Genomic DNA, 16454 nt, shown 5'->3' with positions numbered 1-16454 from the left:
ATGTATCTTGGACAAACAGGGGACGGCATTCGTGGAAAGTTTCATGGAATGGGTGAAATCCACCAAACAAATTCTGTCCGTTATCATATAGTAATCATGACGAAGGTAGAAAAGAAGCAGTTTTAGCCTTCCATTTTCATCAACTTTAAAAAGGGGAGGGAAATATAATCGAACAACCAAGCAAAAAACGATATGTCGCATTAACATTTGATGATGGGCCGTCGGAATACACTCCTCACATCCTGCGGATTCTAAAATATTACCGAGTTAAAGCAACCTTTTTTATTGTAGGAAAGAATGTTACCCAAGCACAGCGCCAAATCCTAAAACAATTGATTTCAAATGGAAATGTTCTTGGTAATCATACTTGGAATCACCCGGATATCACAAAACTTAGCCCCGAGGAGATTATCCAAGAAATTGAAAGCACGAATGGAATAATCAAGAAAGTTACGAAAAAAAATGTGGAAATCTTTCGACCGCCGTATGGGGAGATTAGCGAAGAGGCCGGACAACTTATCTTAGAATTAGGGCTTCACTCAGTCCTCTGGGATATAGATACAATGGATTGGAATCTTTCCATTCAGGAGCCAATTGAAGACCGTGTTTCCAAGAAAATACGGAGGAACCATATTATTCTGATGCATGATGGCGGCGGGAGGAGAGAAAAAACGGTTGAGGCACTTCCAAAAATTATTGAATATCTAAAAAATCTGGACTACGAGTTTGTAACCGTCCCTGAATACTATCAGAAAGTTTATCACATAGATACTAATCATCACTAATTTTTACAAAAAAGGCTGAGAGTCACTCGCAGCCTTTTTAAATAGGATATTTAGAAGGCGAGATAGATGATGTAAATAAGCACGGCAGCAATGGCAAGGATGTAAGTCCAAAATACAGGATTAAGTGCCATCGGATGTTTCTGAATACTTTTGTGTATTTCCTCATCATGTTCGCTGTTACTTACACTGAATGCTCTACCAGTTCTAAATGTATAAACTAAGCCGACGATCATGATTAAAGCAATAATCGCTAAAATATAAATCATGAAAATCCCCCTTTTATGCATATAATTTGTCAAAAATCAAGGTTCTATACATTTAGAATCAAACCGGAACCAAAGGGCAGAATACAAAAAGAGCACAACGATCTGTGTGCTTGAAATTAGTTATTTTTTACAAAATTCTCCAAAATGGCTTTGTTTTTTAAAATTATTTCGTGCTGGGGGCAGATGGTTCTTGCGATTTCAATATGTTCCAGCGCTTTTTGATATTCGCCTAGGTGGGAGTAGCAGACGGAAAGTTCGAGGTGGGGGATCCAAGTGGAACAGGCATGATTTGTTATTCCGCCCGTATCGATTGCTGGTAATTGAGTGGCGAATTGAAACCAATGAACTGCTACTTCAGGACGATTGATTTGTAAAAAGAAAAATCCCAACCGGCAGCAGGAATCTGCACGGGGAGGAGCAAATTTTAATGTGTTTAAAGCACTGTGAATGGCGTTGTCCATTTTTCCTAATGCCGCATAGCATTCAGCAATGCGGCCATGTGTCTGGATTACATCCTCAATCCAGCATTTATCCGATTGTAAAAATTTTTGATAAAACTGGATGGCTCTTTTGTACTGTTGGTGATCGTAAAGCTCATTCGCATAATAGTACAAATCTCTTGAGGAAAAGTGTACCCCATTATGAAGGCGCTGTTCGTATATTCTTAGATTTCGATCACTGTTCTTATGCATCCTTTTATGCTTCACAGCGATATCGCTGTGAAGCATATTCCCTTGAACCTCAAGGTATTCATGAACCGCACCCTGCCATTTACATTGATTTTCCCTTCTAACCATCCTGACCTGCCTCAGGCTCACAAGGACGTTGCCTGATTCATCAAAGCCGGCGAGATATTTCATGGTAACGGCGTCAATGGTGGGCGTTATGGTTTGTTTTAATTCTTGAAGTTTTTTGGAATCTGCCTCACTAAAAACATCGTCGGCATCCATGGTTAGAATATAATCCTTTTGAGCATGGCTGAAAGCAAAATTGCGCGCAGCGGAAAAATCATCCACCCATTGAAAATGATAGATTTTAGAGCCATAGTGCTTCGCAATCTCTATCGACTGGTCGCTTGAACCTGTATCGACAATAATGATCTCATCGACAATATTTTTAACAGAATCTAAACAGCGGCTAAGTGTTTTTTCTTCGTTTTTGACAATCATACACAAACTAAGGGAAATCATTTGTTTCTCCTCCAAAAATCTACCTGCATCTCGTTAAAGAATGCAGGCAGATTCATCCTAGTTTTCTGGACCAATATACTTGTTATATAAGGACCTTACCCATTGAATGGAGTCTACTGATCCGGCAGCATCCTCTGGTGCTGACCCTCCAGTGGTGCCGGTTGTACCTGTAGTGCCTGTCGTACCAGTAAGTCCTGTAAGCCCAGTCATTCCAGTCATTCCAGTCATTCCAGTCATTCCAGTTAATCCAGTCATTCCAGTCATTCCAGTTAATCCAGTGAGTCCAGTTAACCCAGTTAATCCAGTTAACCCAGTTAACCCAGTTAAACCAGTTAATCCAGTAAGTCCTGTAACACCTGTTAAACCGCTTGGACCTTTCAGACCCCCTAGTGAAAGAGGATTCGGGTGTTTACGGAGCCGATGTTTCGGACCACGTTTTGGTGGCTTTGGTGGCAAATTCGTCACCTCCAAGAAGTAGATTATTATAAACTATTAAATGGTTAGACAAGTTGTTCTAGGTCAAATACCATTAAGAATAAATATTTGTATTATATTTCTTTTAACAGCTTGCCTCCTAAATCCATGATATTAATCATCATGTTGATTGGTGTTGGGTTTTGACAGAATAGGGGAAAATATGCGATTGTCATATGAGGACAAGGAAGTGCCTAAGCACCATTTTTTGCTCTAATGAAGTTATCGCCTTTTCTTATTAAAAAAAAGAAGATGACAGACCGTTCGCTAAAAATTTCTTGGGAAAGCGCAAAAACAGACATTTATCACGTTTTTAGCCTCGAAAAATGGTGTTTTTTAAATATTTTTGTCATTAAATGCAAAATAGGAGATACGAATATGGAAAAACAAGTCATCGTCTATACTACCAATGATTGTATTGAATGCACTATGGTCAAAAAGGTACTAACAGAAGAAGGAATTCATTTTGAGGTTAGGAACATTTCCATGAATGCCGAATACCAAAGGGAAGTAGAAAAGTTCGGCTTTCTTGGTGTTCCAGTAACGGTAGTTAAAAATCGTGCAGTTAAAGGCTTTGCAAATGAATTGAAGGAATTAATTGAGATTGCAAAAGAAATGTAAAAACACCAGCTGGGATGATTTTTTTATTTCTTTTTTCCACCAACTAACGGTAAAATAGTCATGCATTACCTTATTCAGGGATGACCTCTTAGATAGGGAGTACAATCATGAAACAAACCTTTACTATAACGGAAAAAACAAAGCAAATTATTATTCTATTGATTCCAATCCTAATTACACAGCTTGGAATGTTTTCGATGGTGTTTTTTAATACGATTATGTCGGGAAAATACAATTCGTCCGATCTTGCCGGGGTGGCCATCGGTTCCTCGATATGGAATCCGATTTTTACAGGGTTAAGTAGTATTCTGCTTGCTGTATCACCGATTGCAGCTCAAAGATATGGAGAAAGGAAAAATAAAGAAGTAGCGTCGAGTGTGAAACACGGAATTTATCTATCCCTGATTATAGGTGTGCTTGTCCTAATTCTTGGAGTCCTTTTTTTAGATATCATACTCGATCAAATGAATTTGCAGTCAAGTGTTCGGAAACCAGCCTTTGACTATTTGGTAGGATTAAGTTTTGGAATCATTCCGCTATTTCTCTTCAATGTTTTACGATCGTTTATTTATGCATTAGGGAAAACACGTGTTGTGATGATTATTCTACTAGTCTCTCTGCCTGTCAATTTCTTTTTAAATTATGTGTTGATTTTTGGGTATTGGGGATTCCCGAAGCTTGGGGGAGGAGGAGCCGGTTATGCAACCTCGATTACGTATTGGTTCATTGCCGGTATGACGGTGTTTATTGTTAAAACACAGGCACCATTTTCCACGTATCAAGTGTTTAATCATTTAAAGGAATTCTCTTGGTCGGAATGTAGGGGAATTTTAAAAATTGGGGTTCCGATGGGGCTTTCTACCTTTTTTGAGACGAGTATGTTTGCGGTTGTAACCATCCTGCTAAGTAAATTCAGTGTTACCACAATTGCTGCCTATCAATCTGCGCTAAACATCGTCTCGTTCCTCTATATGATACCGATTAGTATTTCAATGGCGCAAACTGTATTAGTTGGTTTCGAGGTGGGTGCCGGCCGCTATAAGGATGCAAAGGACTACAGTTGGTTGGGAGTTTTTTTAGCTGTATTAATGGCGCTTTTTACTGGGCTACTGGTTGTAACCTTCCGATATGATGTCGCAGGATTTTATTCGAATGAACGAGCTGTGGTTAATTTGACCGCTCATTTTCTCATTTTCGCCTTATTTTTCCAATTAAGTGATGCCATACAGGCTACGGCTCAGGCAGCGTTAAGGGGCTATAAAGATGTGAATCTTGCATTTGTCATGACCTTGATCGCCTATTGGCTCATTTGTCTTCCGGTCGGTTATGGGTTAGCGAATTTTACAGAGATGGGAGCGGCCGGATATTGGATTGGGTTAACAATCGGGCTTCTTTCAGCGGGTATTGCATTATCCCTTCGTTTGATTTATATCCAGAGGCGCAAATATGTGAGTGTTGAGGTTCGTGAAGAGCTTGTATAACACACAAAAAAGCGGTGAATTGGATTCATCGCTTTTTTCATGCTGCTTCCTTATGTGCAATTGGTTTTTGTCTTTGTTGTTGAATCAAGAAGCAAAATACACCAAATAGTACAAGAACTCCCCCAAACATCTGCCAACCTACAAGTCGTTCACCTAAAAATAGCATGGATAAGGCAGTTGCTCCGACAGGTTCTCCTAAGATGCTCATCGAAATGGTGGTTGCATTGACATAGTTTAAGAGCCAGTTGAAAATCACATTTGCTAGATTTGGAATAATGGCTAGTAAAACGAAGATTCCCCATTCACGTGCACCGTAGCCACCAAGGGCAATTCCTGTTAAAACGTTATAAATGGCTAGAAAAATCGCCGCTATACCAAAAACAGAAAAGCTATAAATCCAATGCGATACTTTTTTAACCACTCTTTGACCGATTAAAAGGTACATCACAACAGCAATCACGCTTAAAAAGGAAAGGAAATCACCTGTTATTGCTTTCTGATCTAAGCCGAAGTCTCCCCAGCCTACCATGATCGCTCCAATGACGGCAATGCCCATCATTAAGACTCTCGAAGTGGTCGTTCTTTCTTTAAAAAGGAAAAAACCGCCAATAAGCGCAATAATCGGTTGTAACGCGAGGATAATTGTTGAACTGGCAACGGTTGTCAGCTTTAAAGACCCAAACCAGAGTCCATAGTGCAGGGCTAAAAATAAACCAGAAAAAATAAGAAAAGACCATTCCTTTTTTGCAATTTTGCTAAACTCCTCCCGCTTCCGCCAAGCAAATGGTGCAAGCAATAAACATGCAAGCCCCATCCGATACATGCTTAAAATGGTTGCGGGTGCATGGGACCATTTGACAAAAATAGCGGAAAACGAAATGGCAACAATCGAAAATACTAATGGGAAAACGATGGACTTTGAGTTGGACTGTTTCACTTTTATCCCCTTGTCTATATATTTATAGGAAACTGTTCATTAAAAGATAATTATAGAACTATATACGTTATTCTTCAATAAAGTTTTCCAGAAAAAAAAGAGGGGGGAGCCCCTCTCTGTTATCAATTCAAATGTTGATTTCCATGAAATACTTTTAAAATATAATCAGCATCGGGAACGTTAAACTTTTTGTAACCCTGTAAAAACTCTTCATTATCATATGGTACCTCTTTAAAAGACACATTCGTTCCGCCATGTTCTGCAATTGTCAGAATCGCGTAGGGGGCATATGGTTTATGATTACAGCCTAGCGCACCGGGATTCAGATAGAGTCGGTCCTTTGTTTTAAAATGATGGATGACATGATGGTGACCAAAACAAACGATATCCGCCGTTGAGTTTTGATAAAATTCATCCAGCTTTTTATCAGTTGGTTCTTTATCGACTGTTAAAAATTTCTTCTTTTCTTGAAGATGATAGTGAACGAAAAGTAGTTCTTTTTCATTGTATTCAACATGAAGGGTGGTAGGAATTTCTTTTAAAAAAGAGATAAATTTTGGATCTAGCCGCGCTGCAATCCATTTGTGATGTTCACGTTCGGCGCCTTTACTATAAATATCTCTTCCCGCAATGACATCAAGAATGGCTTCATCGTGGTTCCCTATAACAAAGGAAATATCGCTTCTTGAAACAAGCAGTTCTAAAACCTCATTGGTTTCATAGCCAATACCAATTAAATCCCCTAAACAATAAATATGCTCGATTTGAGTATCGCGATCAATATCATCCATGACCGCTTTTAAAGCAGATTGGTTCCCGTGAATATCCGTGAGAATTGCAATTTTCTTATCCATTTTTATACGCTCCAACTTTGAAGATAACCATATTCTAACCCAATATCCAAAAAATCCAAAATATGCTCTCCTGGCGACGAGAACCATCGGTGGACAAAATAGGGGAGGTGTCCATGTGGGAGGGACATTATACGAACTTTTTCAAAAGGAGATGTGAAACTTATTGAAGAGGACTGATACTATTCATCCTCAACGCTGTCATCTATCTCGTCATGATCATTTTTATCACCGAAAAACTTATTAATAACCTCAATAAATGTGGGCGGTTGGTCCTCATCAACTAAATGCTCGGGTCTGTTTTCCAAAAAAGTCGGGATGGTGAAAGATCGAACAGTTTGTTGGCGATTTTTTATCCAAATGACAAAAATAAAACTGATGACAAGTAGAATGAATAAGGTGATGAATAGAATTTTAAGCAAATGGTATTCCCCCTTTTCTATAAAATTATGAAACTTGTCTTTTTTTATTCATTCACGAGCTGGTTTTGTGATAAAATCCCAATTGGTCGCTTAGAATGAAGTAATATAGACTCTCGGAATAAATAAGCAATTCATCAAGAGGCTTGTAAAAATTTTACTGGGAATTCTGTCCGAAATATCTGAAGTAATTATCGGTTTCATTGTATTTTTAAAAATGTGTATGCCAAATAAACCTACATCTATCATTTTTAAAAAAAATCGACTAGGTGAAGGCTGTTTTCGTAAACTTTGTTGCTTTTAGAGAAGTGGTTGATTTCCGCTCCAGGATGCTCGCTTTCCGCGGGGTGGGCGGTGAGCCTCCTCGGCGCTTAAGCGCCTGTGGGGTCTCACCTGTCCCACTGCTCCCGCAGGAGTCTCGCACCTTACGCTCCAATCAACGTTCTTATCAATGGTTTACTTTCACAAAATCCATTGATAAAAACAACAATCTTTAGAAAAGAGCCCTATGGAAAGATGATATCTTGAGCGTTTAGTGTCTCATTCTGACTACTGTACCATGCATCGATGTGTTGGCACATCATAATTGCGTAAAGTCGAAGGTACCACATCTTTGTGGAGCGATGTCTCCCAGCTTCTAAATGGTACTAAAGTTTTTCTTTGTCCGAACATTTAGGTCAATGAAGGGCTCCACATTTTGATGGTCAAGTAACTCATAAATTGCCTCCGCATCATGTGCGGCATCTAGAAGAATCTTATCAATCGTGCCCAAGGTGTACCGTTGCGAAAATTCAATTGAACTAGCCACTAGGCTGACTGAATCATGCCGGGAAGCAGGATGCAGCCATGGGTGAGTGTATTTCGTTAGTCATTGGGCACTACAATTACAAGTGGGTTTACTTCTTAGATATCTAGCTGTCTGCGACGAGGAGGCTCCCCGACCGCCCGCGGAAAGCGAAGTGCCTGGAGCGGAAATCAACAGGCAAATTTAGAGTCTTTTTGTAAAAAGAAAAATCCCCCCTATACAAAGTAGGAGGAATTAAATATCAGTGGTTTAAGAAAACCCTTGAACCATCTGACTTAGCGAATGCCGAGAGTCTATTAATGACAAAGGAGGAATAAGGGTATGAAAAGATTCCTGAGCTACCTCGTTTGGTTACTTTTCATTATGATAATCTTATATTTAGGGGCGGAGATTGAATCCAGGTTAAGAGCTTACCAAGAACAATATTATCGGCCATTTCCTTATATTGTATTTTCTGGACTGTTTCCAATATTCGTAGGACTATTAATACGTACACCTCAATTAGTGGGAGATCTGATCAAAAAGAAAAGGTTGTCTGTAGATTGGGCCCTTTTAACAGCAATCGGTATCCCATCCTTTATTATTGCAACCATTCCATTGTCGTTTATTGTGCATATACCATATCTTTATTTTATCTGGTTTAAAACTTTTGGTTCTAGCTTAACCGTAAACACGATTGCTGGTGTAATTTTTGGATATGTTTTTCTTTATAGTTTTAAAGAAAAGTAGAGGAAGGGTGGGGAAAAGAATAAGAGCTTGGAACACTTTTCCAAGCTCGGTTTTCTGTTCTATTTTGGTATGACAATTGGTGAAATTAATTACTTTCGTGATGGAGTTCATGTTCATGCTCATGATCGTTATCCAATTGAGCTTCCATTGGATTAAAGCCAAATGGACTCCTTGGAATCATTTCCACTCGATAAAGGGTCACAATCGTTTCAATTCGAATGGCTAATTCCATTGGAACCCCTCTACCCCTGCTATGCAAAATCACTACATCAGAACCAACAGCTTTTAGGCGACCATTAAAACTCCCTTGAAGAGTAACAACTTCAACTTCTTTTTTTAACAGTTCATGGGCAATTTGATGAAAATTTAAATCGGTCATATCATCAACTCCTCCTTCCCCTTTACAGTAAATGCAGTTCAATAAAAAATGTGTATGGCTGAATGACGCTTTGTGGATTCTGTTGAATTCTATATGCCCGTTTTTTTGTTGTTTTACAATCAAATGTTTCACAAAAAAATAAAGCTTGAAATGTGTATGGGGAATGATGTAAATATGAACTAATAGATATAGGATGACGGATAAGAATTAAGGGAGGAATTATGAGTCCTGTTAGAGAAAACAAGGTTCGGTTATTATTGGAGGTTTTTGGAGTTGCATTGAAGCTTGGGTTGACTTCGTTTGGTGGTCCAATTGCTCATTTGGGTTATTTTCATGAGGAATATGTTCGAAAAAGAAAATGGCTAGATGAACGCAGTTACGTTGATCTTGTCGCGCTGTGTCAGTTCCTCCCCGGTCCTGCCAGCAGTCAGGTAGGGATGGGGATTGGGATGATGAGAGCGGGTGTTTTAGGAGGATTGGCCGCTTTTCTCGGTTTTACCCTTCCATCAGTCATTGTTCTTATGATTTTTGCTCTTCTTCTTAAAAGGGGTAATGTTTATGATGCAGGTTGGGTACATGGTTTAAAAATTGTTGCGGTCGTCGTGGTAGCGCAAGCAATCATTGGCATGGAGAGGACACTTACACCAGACATCAAACGCAAAGCATTAGCTTTAGGTGCATTAGTTGCGACCTTGCTTATTCCAACCACCTTTACACAGATTGGAATTATTTTGATTTCTGCATTAATTGGATTTCTGTTTTTCAAGCATACAGACATTCAAGTGGACTTGTCCATTCCTGTGCCGATTTCTCGAAAGCTGGCATTAGGATGCCTAACATTTTTCTTCGGTTTATTAATCCTTTTGCCAATACTTCGAGAAGTGTCAACAACCCATTTGCTAGCGTTTTTTGACAGCTTTTATCGTTCTGGTGCCCTTGTATTTGGAGGGGGACATGTGGTCCTTCCGCTATTGGAAAAAGAATTTGTTCCGCAAGGCTGGATTTCAAAGGAGAGCTTTCTGGCCGGATATGGTGCAGCGCAGGCAGTACCCGGACCGCTATTCACGTTTGCAGCCTATTTAGGTGCCGTGATGAATGGCTGGAAGGGAGCCATTTTAGCCACCATAGCCATTTTTTTACCGGCATTTTTATTAATAATCGGGACGATGCCGTTTTGGGATAGACTTCGGCGAAACCCAAAGCTAAAAGGGGCCATGCTTGCTGTAAATGGTGCGGTAGTGGGAATCCTTATTGCTGCGTTTTATACCCCGATATGGACAAGTGGCATTCAATCGCCTAAAGACTTTGCGCTTGGTTCAATTTTATTCAGTTTGCTTGTCATTTTGAAATTGCCCCCGTGGGTGATTGTGGCAGCAGGTGTAGCGGGGGGAATGATGATGTCACTGTTTTAGGACGGGACATCGGTAGCTTTTCATAGATTACACATTTTGAAAGACTATAATGATATTATGTAAACTAAAATAAATCCAAATCAATCAGGGCGCGTCGAAAGACCGCCCTGTTCTATTATCAAGATTCAAAAATGGTTTCTCCGATTAATAAAACCCTTAAGAGCTCCGGAGGCAGTTCCCTTTTTTCCCATTCCTTCAACAATCTTTCCAACGCTTCAGGACCTGTATCATCCGCTAAACGATAAGCCCCATAATGCATCGGAATGAATTTTTTCGCCTGTAACTCAATAAAAGCTTGAACACTGTCCTCAGGTGATATATGAGACACGGCCATAAACCATTCCGGTTCGTAGGCACCAATTGGCATCAATACGGTATCAATTTCAAATTTGGCAGCTATTTCTTTAAATCCTCTGAAATAACCGGTATCGCCAACAAAATAATGTGTTCCACGTTCATGTTGAAAAATCCAGCCTCCCCAATGGGATGTATTGATATCAGAAAGAGTCCTCCGCGTCCAATGCTGAGCCGGAACAAAATGAATGGTCAGACCCCTGTACACAGTACTTTCCCACCATCCCATTTCTTTTACACGGTGAAACCCTTTTTTGAAAAAACTTGCACCTAAACCGATGGGAACGAAATAGTGTGGATTTCCTTTTAATTTTTTTAAAGTAGGAAAATCCAGATGGTCATAATGGCCATGGGAAATGACGACGATATCAATATCCGGCATATCTTCTAAAGCAATACCGGGAGCAGTTAGCCGCTTTTGAAAACCCATTCGTTTGGCCCATACCGGATCAGTTAGGATATTCACCCCATTCATTTGAATGAAAAACGTAGAATGACCAATCCATGTAAATGAAGTCTTGCTGTTATTTGCTTTCAGTTCATTTATTTTCTTGGTGGGGGATTGCGGGATTTGTATGGTTAAATCCTTAATTTTGCTTCGCCGTTCCTTCATCCACTTCAACATATCATTAAACGAATTTTTATTTTGTACGTCGTCCAAATTGGAATATCTATTTCTCATAAAATCACCCGCATAAACGCTTATTTTTATCATTATAGCAAATTCAATTGAGAAGAGGTTTGTCAGAAGAAGAAATCCAATCACTTGGCACCCCATTTAAGGGGTTGTCGAATTCTGTAATTTCGGGTAGTGACAGGGAGTACAAAAAATAGTAATATTATTTGGTGACTATTTATATATACAAATCCGCGTATCGGCGGTAGAGGTTCTAGCACCCCTCTTTAAAAAAACTAAGGAAAACGGGTCTGCTTTCTTTAGTGGGTCTGTTTTTTTATTTAAAGGAGAGAGTTTAAACGTGAAAAAAGATAAAGCAGTTGTTGTTTTTAGCGGCGGTCAGGATAGTACGACATGCTTATTTTGGGCATTAGAGCGATTTGAAGAGGTTATTGCTGTAACCTTTAATTATAATCAAAGGCACAAGGCGGAAATCGAATGTGCTAAAAATATTGCGAATGAACTTGGTGTAAAACATCATATTTTAGATATGTCATTATTAAATCAACTTGCTCCCAATGCGTTAACGCGGGACGATATCGAAGTGAAAGAAGGAGAAGACGGGGGACTGCCAAATACATTTGTTCCTGGTCGAAACCTTTTATTTATGTCTTTTGCCGGTGTGTTAGCGAGTCAAGTAGGAGCAAAACATATTGTAACAGGTGTTTGCGAAACAGATTTCAGCGGCTACCCGGATTGCCGTGATGTGTTTATCAAATCTTTAAATGTTACCTTGAACCTATCAATGGATCAGCAATTCGTGATTCATACCCCATTAATGTGGATCGATAAAGCGGAAACCTGGCAGCTGGCCGACGAACTAGGCGCCTTAGATTTTGTCAGAGAAAAAACGTTAACTTGTTATAACGGAATTATTGCTGATGGCTGCGGTGAGTGTCCGGCTTGTAAGTTAAGAAAAAACGGATTAGATCAATATTTAAGCACACGAAAGGAGTTATAATCACATGTATGGTTTTCGTATCGTGGATAAACTCCAAAAAATCAACGAAGACATCCAGCCGAATCAATTAAAATATCATTCAAAAAGAGTCCTTGTTAGCAAGGAATTTACCTTTGATGCGGCGCACCATCTCCATAACTATGAGGGAAAATGTAAAAACCTCCATGGTCATACTTATAAAGTCATCTTTGGCTTAAGCGGTTTTGTAGACGAGCGCGGCCTAATGATTGATTTTGGCGATATTAAAGAAATTTGGAAAAATGAGATTGAAATTTTTCTAGACCACCGCTACCTAAATGAAACTTTGCCTCCGATGAATACGACGGCGGAAAACATGGTCGTCTGGATTTATGAAAAAATGTCTGAGGCTCTTTTAAAGGAAGAGAGACAGCAAAACTATCATGGTGCAAGAGTCGAGTTTGTGAGACTTTTTGAAACACCGACAAGCTATGCTGAAGCAAGACGGGAGTGGATGGAACTTGACTAAACTGCCCGTGATGGAAATTTTTGGACCAACGATACAAGGTGAGGGGATGGTGATTGGACAGAAGACGATGTTTGTCAGAACAGCCGGTTGTGACTATTCCTGCAGTTGGTGTGATTCTGCCTTTACCTGGGATGGTTCTGGAAAAAATGATATTCGGATGATGGAAGCAGAGGAAGTTTGGCAGGAGCTTAAAGAAATTGGCGGCGATCGCTTTTCGTTTGTTACGATTTCAGGCGGAAACCCGGCGCTGCTGAAAAACCTGGATGCTTTGATTGATATCCTAAATGCGAATGATATAAAAATTGGCCTGGAAACCCAAGGAAGCAAGTGGCAGGATTGGTTCTTAAAGATTGATGAACTCACCATTTCTCCTAAACCGCCAAGTTCGAAAATGGCAACAGACTTTGCAGTTCTAGATGAGATCATAGACAATTTGAAGTCAACCAATCACAATATAAGTTTAAAAGTCGTGATTTTTGATCATCTTGACTACGAATACGCCAAAGAAGTTCACCAGCGCTACCCTTATGTCCCATTCTTCTTGTCGGTGGGAAATGATGATATCAACACTTCTGATAACCAAGCATTGCTGATGCATCTTCTGAAAAAATATGAACTTCTCGTAGATAAAGTCATGCTAGATTCTGATTTTAATACCATTAAAGTGCTGCCTCAGCTGCATACCTTGCTGTGGGGGAATAAGCGCGGAGTTTAAATCCCTGTGAAACAAGAAAAATCGGGTGGTGCCTGGCGCCGCCCGATTTTTTCGATTTACTTTTTAAGCTCATTTACGGTGAATGCTCACTTCAAAAATCACCAAATTCACGACTACAAAGAATGAAAATAATGGAAAAGAACCACACTACTAGTATCATTTTTTCGAAATGGGGTTTTTCCATGTTTAAACCGACTGCAGGGGAAAAGTTAGTTGATCTCTTAATCGAATGGGGTGTGGACCATATTTATGGGATGCCGGGAGATTCGATTAATTCCATCATTGAGCCATTACGCAAAGCAAAAGATAAAATTAAATTTATACAGGTTAGGCATGAGGAAGCAGGTGCTTTAGCGGCGGCTGCCTATGCAAAACTAACCGGAAAAATAGGCGTATGTACAGCGATTGCCGGTCCGGGTGCCATCCACCTTTTAAATGGGCTTTATGATGCAAAACTTGACCGAGTACCGGTTTTGGCCATTGCCGGGCAGGTCGAATCTGACTTGATTGGGACAGACTTTTTTCAAGAAGTGAATTTGGAAAGAATGTTTGATGATGTGGCAGTCTACAACCAGCGGATTATGTCCGCAGAGCAGCTTCCAGCTGTAGTCAATCAAGCTATTCGCACCGCCTATGCGAAAAAAGGGGTATCCGTGCTGACCATTCCAGATGACATCCCACGTTTTGAGGTAGGGAAGGAAGCACGCATTACATCAAATTTTGTGGTGAAGCAAGAAATCCACCCACTTACCGAGGATTTGGAAAAAGCAAAAGAAGCCGTAGAAACTGCTGAAAGACCAATTATTCTTGCTGGGAGAGGATTGCATGGTTACCGCGAAACATTGTTAGCGTTCGCTGAAAAAATCGCCGCGCCGATTGTCTTAACCTTACCTGGGAAAGGAGTTATTCCCGACAAGCATCCCTATTGTTTAGGCGGACTCGGCTTAATTGGCACAAAAGCGGCATTTGAAGCGATGCATGAGGCCGATTTATTGATCATGCTCGGTACATCCTTCCCGTTCACAGGATTTTTACCAGAAAGGATAAAAACCATCCAAATCGATATCGACCCCTACCAAATTGGAAAACGCTATCCGGTTGATGTCGGTTTAGCCGGGGAAGTCGGGATTTCGCTCAAATGGCTTTTAGAGAACCTAAGTGTAAAAACAAATCGAGATTTTTTAGAAAAAAGCCAGGAAAGCATGAAAAAGTGGTGGGGTCGGTTAGAACGGCAGGAGGAGAATGGCTCCGTTCCCCTTAAGCCGCAGCGTGTCATCCGTTCCCTCCAGGAAGTGACGTCTGATGATGCCATTCTGTCTGTCGATGTTGGGAATGTAACCGTTTGGATGGCCCGCCATTTTCATATGACTAATCAAAAATTTATTATTTCAAGCTGGCTGGCTACATTAGGCTGCGGACTACCAGGAGCAATTGCCGGAAAAATCGCCTATCCGGAAAAACAAGTCATTGCAGTTTGTGGGGATGGCGGGTTTGGCATGATGATGGCTGATTTTGTTACGGCAGTAAAATACAATTTGCCAATTGTCGTAATTGTGCTAAACAATCATAAAATTGCGATGATTAAGTTTGAGCAAGAGGTTATGGGAAATATTGAATATGAAACGGATTTGACGAATCCTAATTTTGCCCAATATGCGGATGCCTGTGGCGGAATCGGCTATCGAATTGAACAACCCGAGGAGCTTCTCACTGCATTGCAGCAAGCTGTTCAACAAAATAAACCATGCATTGTGGATGTAGTCGTCGATGCAGACGAAGCCCCGATGCCAGCCAAAATCACCTATGCCCAAGCTGCAGGGTATACGAAGCATATGTTAAAAGTGTTTTTGGAAGAAGGAAAACTGGACTTACCGCCGCTATAGTTGACTGTGTCGGAACCGGTGTTACCTTCACATCGGTTCCATTTTTTGCAAAGGACAACCTAATGTTACCAAAAAAATCACTTTTCTTACTTATATTATAGAAATGTAACAATTCCTTTAATTGTGAGTCCACCTGTCAGGTATCGACAATTCCCTGTGGCCCGCTCCTTTATAATGGCAAATGGAGAAGGGAGCTGATTTTTGTTCATCTAATATCTTTGAATTTTGGTCTAATCCTACAAACGCTTTTTGACAGGATTTTTTCTACCTCTTTAAAAATTCTGGTCCATACTACCAACATTTCCAGCTAAATCATTTCGAATCAGAAACGTAAACCACCGAAAAACCAGCTAATAATTAGGAGGTTTTACAAATGAAAATTTCACTTCGAAAAGCAGGGCAGGAAAAACGGCAATTCCTAATTGATGAATTGCTGAAATTTGGAATTTACAAGAAAAATAATAAACATCTTTACGAATGGAATTTATGTGAACTGGAAAATGAATACCAATATATAGTTACAAATGATTTGGCTATACAGAGGAAGAAAAATCTCGTCACGGGATAATACTTAAAAAAGCTCCAATCCCGAAGTAGGGGTGGGAGCTTTTTTAATAAAAGTGCTGATTTTTATAGTGTGAAAATTATTAAAATTCAATTAACTATATCATCACCTGTCCTTTGCACTTTGCATATTTTAGAGTAAAGGTGGTGATAAAACATGTCGTTTGCACTTACAGACTGGCTTCTATATACAATGTGGGGCGTTTTTGGACTCATGATCATTGATTTTCTTATCGGATTTTTCCAATCGTTTTGGAAAGGTTCCTTTACACCTTCCATTGTATTAAATTATTTAAAAGATATTATCTACCTCGTACTGCCATTAAATATCCTTATATCATTGTTCCCGATTGATCCTAGCGGCTGGATCCTCGTGACCTTCTATTTTATTGGCGGACTCGGGGTGATCCTTAAATATTTAATGGACATCAAAGGAAAATTCAGCAAATAGATGTGAAACATTCC

General features: G+C 39.9%; 21 protein-coding genes and 1 riboswitch. Of the genes, 12 read left to right on the top strand and 9 right to left on the bottom strand.

Annotation, left to right across the window (positions count from 1 at the left end; translation table 11 throughout):
• Window positions 1–126 carry a hypothetical protein gene (locus J2Y67_RS17710; RefSeq protein WP_310176171.1) on the top strand — a complete coding sequence of 42 codons (126 nt, stop codon included), beginning with the start codon at window positions 1–3 and terminating at the stop codon, window positions 124–126.
• 38 nt (window positions 127–164) lie between these two features.
• On the top strand, window positions 165–785 hold the full coding sequence (locus tag J2Y67_RS17705) for a polysaccharide deacetylase family protein (protein WP_310176217.1): 621 nt from the start codon (window positions 165–167) through the stop codon (window positions 783–785).
• Window positions 786–835: 50 nt separating this feature from the next.
• Here the strand turns inward: J2Y67_RS17705 and J2Y67_RS17700 are convergent, their stop codons facing one another.
• From J2Y67_RS17700 to J2Y67_RS17690, 3 genes are all read right to left on the bottom strand, one after another.
• Window positions 836–1084 carry a hypothetical protein gene (locus J2Y67_RS17700; RefSeq protein WP_310176170.1) on the bottom strand — a complete coding sequence of 83 codons (249 nt, stop codon included), beginning with the start codon at window positions 1082–1084 and terminating at the stop codon, window positions 836–838.
• An 83-nt stretch (window positions 1085–1167) separates the two neighbouring features.
• The gene (locus J2Y67_RS17695) at window positions 1168–2241 is read right to left on the bottom strand and encodes a glycosyltransferase (protein ID WP_310176169.1); all 1074 of its coding nucleotides are present in this window, start codon (window positions 2239–2241) and stop codon (window positions 1168–1170) included.
• A gap of 57 nt (window positions 2242–2298) precedes the next feature.
• Entirely contained in the window at window positions 2299–2697 is a 399-nt protein-coding gene (locus J2Y67_RS17690; protein ID WP_310176168.1) for a hypothetical protein, read from the bottom strand.
• A gap of 396 nt (window positions 2698–3093) precedes the next feature.
• Here J2Y67_RS17690 and J2Y67_RS17685 point away from each other — a divergent pair, with 396 nt between their 5' ends.
• On the top strand, window positions 3094–3336 hold the full coding sequence (locus tag J2Y67_RS17685) for a glutaredoxin family protein (protein ID WP_310176167.1): 243 nt from the start codon (window positions 3094–3096) through the stop codon (window positions 3334–3336).
• A 107-nt stretch (window positions 3337–3443) separates the two neighbouring features.
• A complete protein-coding gene (locus tag J2Y67_RS17680; RefSeq protein WP_310176166.1) occupies window positions 3444–4817 on the top strand; it encodes an MATE family efflux transporter in 1374 nt (457 codons plus the stop codon).
• 37 nt (window positions 4818–4854) lie between these two features.
• On the opposite strand, the gene J2Y67_RS17675 is transcribed toward J2Y67_RS17680, so the two are convergent.
• From J2Y67_RS17675 to J2Y67_RS17660, 4 genes are all read right to left on the bottom strand, one after another.
• Complete coding sequence (locus J2Y67_RS17675; protein ID WP_396954098.1) at window positions 4855–5754, bottom strand: DMT family transporter; 900 nt, start codon at window positions 5752–5754, stop codon at window positions 4855–4857.
• Between the two features lie 122 nt (window positions 5755–5876).
• Complete coding sequence (locus J2Y67_RS17670) at window positions 5877–6608, bottom strand: metallophosphoesterase family protein (protein ID WP_310176165.1); 732 nt, start codon at window positions 6606–6608, stop codon at window positions 5877–5879.
• A gap of 179 nt (window positions 6609–6787) precedes the next feature.
• Window positions 6788–7027: a hypothetical protein gene (locus J2Y67_RS17665; protein WP_310176164.1), complete on the bottom strand. Its 240-nt coding sequence runs from the start codon at window positions 7025–7027 to the stop codon at window positions 6788–6790.
• Window positions 7028–7661: 634 nt separating this feature from the next.
• Window positions 7662–7832, bottom strand: coding sequence for a hypothetical protein (locus J2Y67_RS17660; protein ID WP_310176163.1), 171 nt, complete (start codon window positions 7830–7832; stop codon window positions 7662–7664).
• 318 nt (window positions 7833–8150) lie between these two features.
• Between J2Y67_RS17660 and J2Y67_RS17655 the strand changes: the two genes are divergently transcribed.
• The gene (locus tag J2Y67_RS17655; RefSeq protein WP_310176162.1) at window positions 8151–8558 is read left to right on the top strand and encodes a hypothetical protein; all 408 of its coding nucleotides are present in this window, start codon (window positions 8151–8153) and stop codon (window positions 8556–8558) included.
• Between the two features lie 85 nt (window positions 8559–8643).
• Here the strand turns inward: J2Y67_RS17655 and J2Y67_RS17650 are convergent, their stop codons facing one another.
• Window positions 8644–8937: a hypothetical protein gene (locus J2Y67_RS17650; protein WP_310176161.1), complete on the bottom strand. Its 294-nt coding sequence runs from the start codon at window positions 8935–8937 to the stop codon at window positions 8644–8646.
• Window positions 8938–9158: 221 nt separating this feature from the next.
• On the opposite strand from J2Y67_RS17650, the gene J2Y67_RS17645 reads away from it, so the two are divergent.
• Window positions 9159–10349: a chromate transporter gene (locus tag J2Y67_RS17645; RefSeq protein ID WP_310176160.1), complete on the top strand. Its 1191-nt coding sequence runs from the start codon at window positions 9159–9161 to the stop codon at window positions 10347–10349.
• A gap of 118 nt (window positions 10350–10467) precedes the next feature.
• Here the strand turns inward: J2Y67_RS17645 and J2Y67_RS17640 are convergent, their stop codons facing one another.
• Entirely contained in the window at window positions 10468–11385 is a 918-nt protein-coding gene (locus J2Y67_RS17640) for an MBL fold metallo-hydrolase (RefSeq protein WP_310176215.1), read from the bottom strand.
• Between the two features lie 196 nt (window positions 11386–11581).
• Window positions 11582–11625, top strand: a riboswitch (PreQ1 riboswitch).
• Between the two features lie 55 nt (window positions 11626–11680).
• Here J2Y67_RS17640 and queC point away from each other — a divergent pair.
• The 6 genes from queC (at window position 11681) to J2Y67_RS17610 (ending at window position 16440) form a co-directional block, all read left to right on the top strand.
• Complete coding sequence (gene queC, locus J2Y67_RS17635; protein WP_198309989.1) at window positions 11681–12340, top strand: 7-cyano-7-deazaguanine synthase QueC; 660 nt, start codon at window positions 11681–11683, stop codon at window positions 12338–12340.
• A 4-nt stretch (window positions 12341–12344) separates the two neighbouring features.
• Window positions 12345–12827, top strand: a complete 483-nt coding sequence (queD, locus tag J2Y67_RS17630; protein WP_310176159.1) for a 6-carboxytetrahydropterin synthase QueD — start codon at window positions 12345–12347, stop codon at window positions 12825–12827.
• Window positions 12828–12837: 10 nt separating this feature from the next.
• The gene (gene queE / locus J2Y67_RS17625) at window positions 12838–13542 is read left to right on the top strand and encodes a 7-carboxy-7-deazaguanine synthase QueE (RefSeq protein WP_396954099.1); all 705 of its coding nucleotides are present in this window, start codon (window positions 12838–12840) and stop codon (window positions 13540–13542) included.
• 182 nt (window positions 13543–13724) lie between these two features.
• On the top strand, window positions 13725–15425 hold the full coding sequence (locus tag J2Y67_RS17620) for a pyruvate oxidase (protein WP_310176157.1): 1701 nt from the start codon (window positions 13725–13727) through the stop codon (window positions 15423–15425).
• Window positions 15426–15798: 373 nt separating this feature from the next.
• Window positions 15799–15993: a Fur-regulated basic protein FbpA gene (locus J2Y67_RS17615; RefSeq protein ID WP_310176156.1), complete on the top strand. Its 195-nt coding sequence runs from the start codon at window positions 15799–15801 to the stop codon at window positions 15991–15993.
• Between the two features lie 153 nt (window positions 15994–16146).
• Window positions 16147–16440 carry a hypothetical protein gene (locus tag J2Y67_RS17610; RefSeq protein ID WP_310176155.1) on the top strand — a complete coding sequence of 98 codons (294 nt, stop codon included), beginning with the start codon at window positions 16147–16149 and terminating at the stop codon, window positions 16438–16440.
• The last annotated feature ends 14 nt before the right edge of the window (window positions 16441–16454 follow it).

Source organism: Neobacillus niacini (assembly GCF_031456445.1).
Lineage (GTDB): Bacteria > Bacillota > Bacilli > Bacillales > Cytobacillaceae > Neobacillus > Neobacillus niacini_I.
This window is presented reverse-complemented; position numbering and strand designations above follow the sequence as displayed.

Bases quoted from the DNA above. Each gene is read 5' to 3' on its own strand.
- J2Y67_RS17710 (WP_310176171.1), top strand. From the start codon at position 1: ATGTATCTTGGACAAACAGGGGACGGCATTCGTGGAAAGTTTCATGGA.
- J2Y67_RS17695 (WP_310176169.1), bottom strand. From the start codon at position 2,241: ATGATTTCCCTTAGTTTGTGTATGATTGTCAAAAACGAAGAAAAAACA.
- J2Y67_RS17685 (WP_310176167.1), top strand. From the start codon at position 3,094: ATGGAAAAACAAGTCATCGTCTATACTACCAATGATTGTATTGAATGC.
- J2Y67_RS17680 (WP_310176166.1), top strand. From the start codon at position 3,444: ATGAAACAAACCTTTACTATAACGGAAAAAACAAAGCAAATTATTATT.
- J2Y67_RS17670 (WP_310176165.1), bottom strand. From the start codon at position 6,608: ATGGATAAGAAAATTGCAATTCTCACGGATATTCACGGGAACCAATCT.
- J2Y67_RS17655 (WP_310176162.1), top strand. From the start codon at position 8,151: ATGAAAAGATTCCTGAGCTACCTCGTTTGGTTACTTTTCATTATGATA.
- J2Y67_RS17650 (WP_310176161.1), bottom strand. From the start codon at position 8,937: ATGACCGATTTAAATTTTCATCAAATTGCCCATGAACTGTTAAAAAAA.
- J2Y67_RS17645 (WP_310176160.1), top strand. From the start codon at position 9,159: ATGAGTCCTGTTAGAGAAAACAAGGTTCGGTTATTATTGGAGGTTTTT.
- J2Y67_RS17640 (WP_310176215.1), bottom strand. From the start codon at position 11,385: ATGAGAAATAGATATTCCAATTTGGACGACGTACAAAATAAAAATTCG.
- queD (WP_310176159.1), top strand. From the start codon at position 12,345: ATGTATGGTTTTCGTATCGTGGATAAACTCCAAAAAATCAACGAAGAC.
- queE (WP_396954099.1), top strand. From the start codon at position 12,838: ATGGAAATTTTTGGACCAACGATACAAGGTGAGGGGATGGTGATTGGA.
- J2Y67_RS17620 (WP_310176157.1), top strand. From the start codon at position 13,725: ATGTTTAAACCGACTGCAGGGGAAAAGTTAGTTGATCTCTTAATCGAA.
- J2Y67_RS17615 (WP_310176156.1), top strand. From the start codon at position 15,799: ATGAAAATTTCACTTCGAAAAGCAGGGCAGGAAAAACGGCAATTCCTA.
- J2Y67_RS17610 (WP_310176155.1), top strand. From the start codon at position 16,147: ATGTCGTTTGCACTTACAGACTGGCTTCTATATACAATGTGGGGCGTT.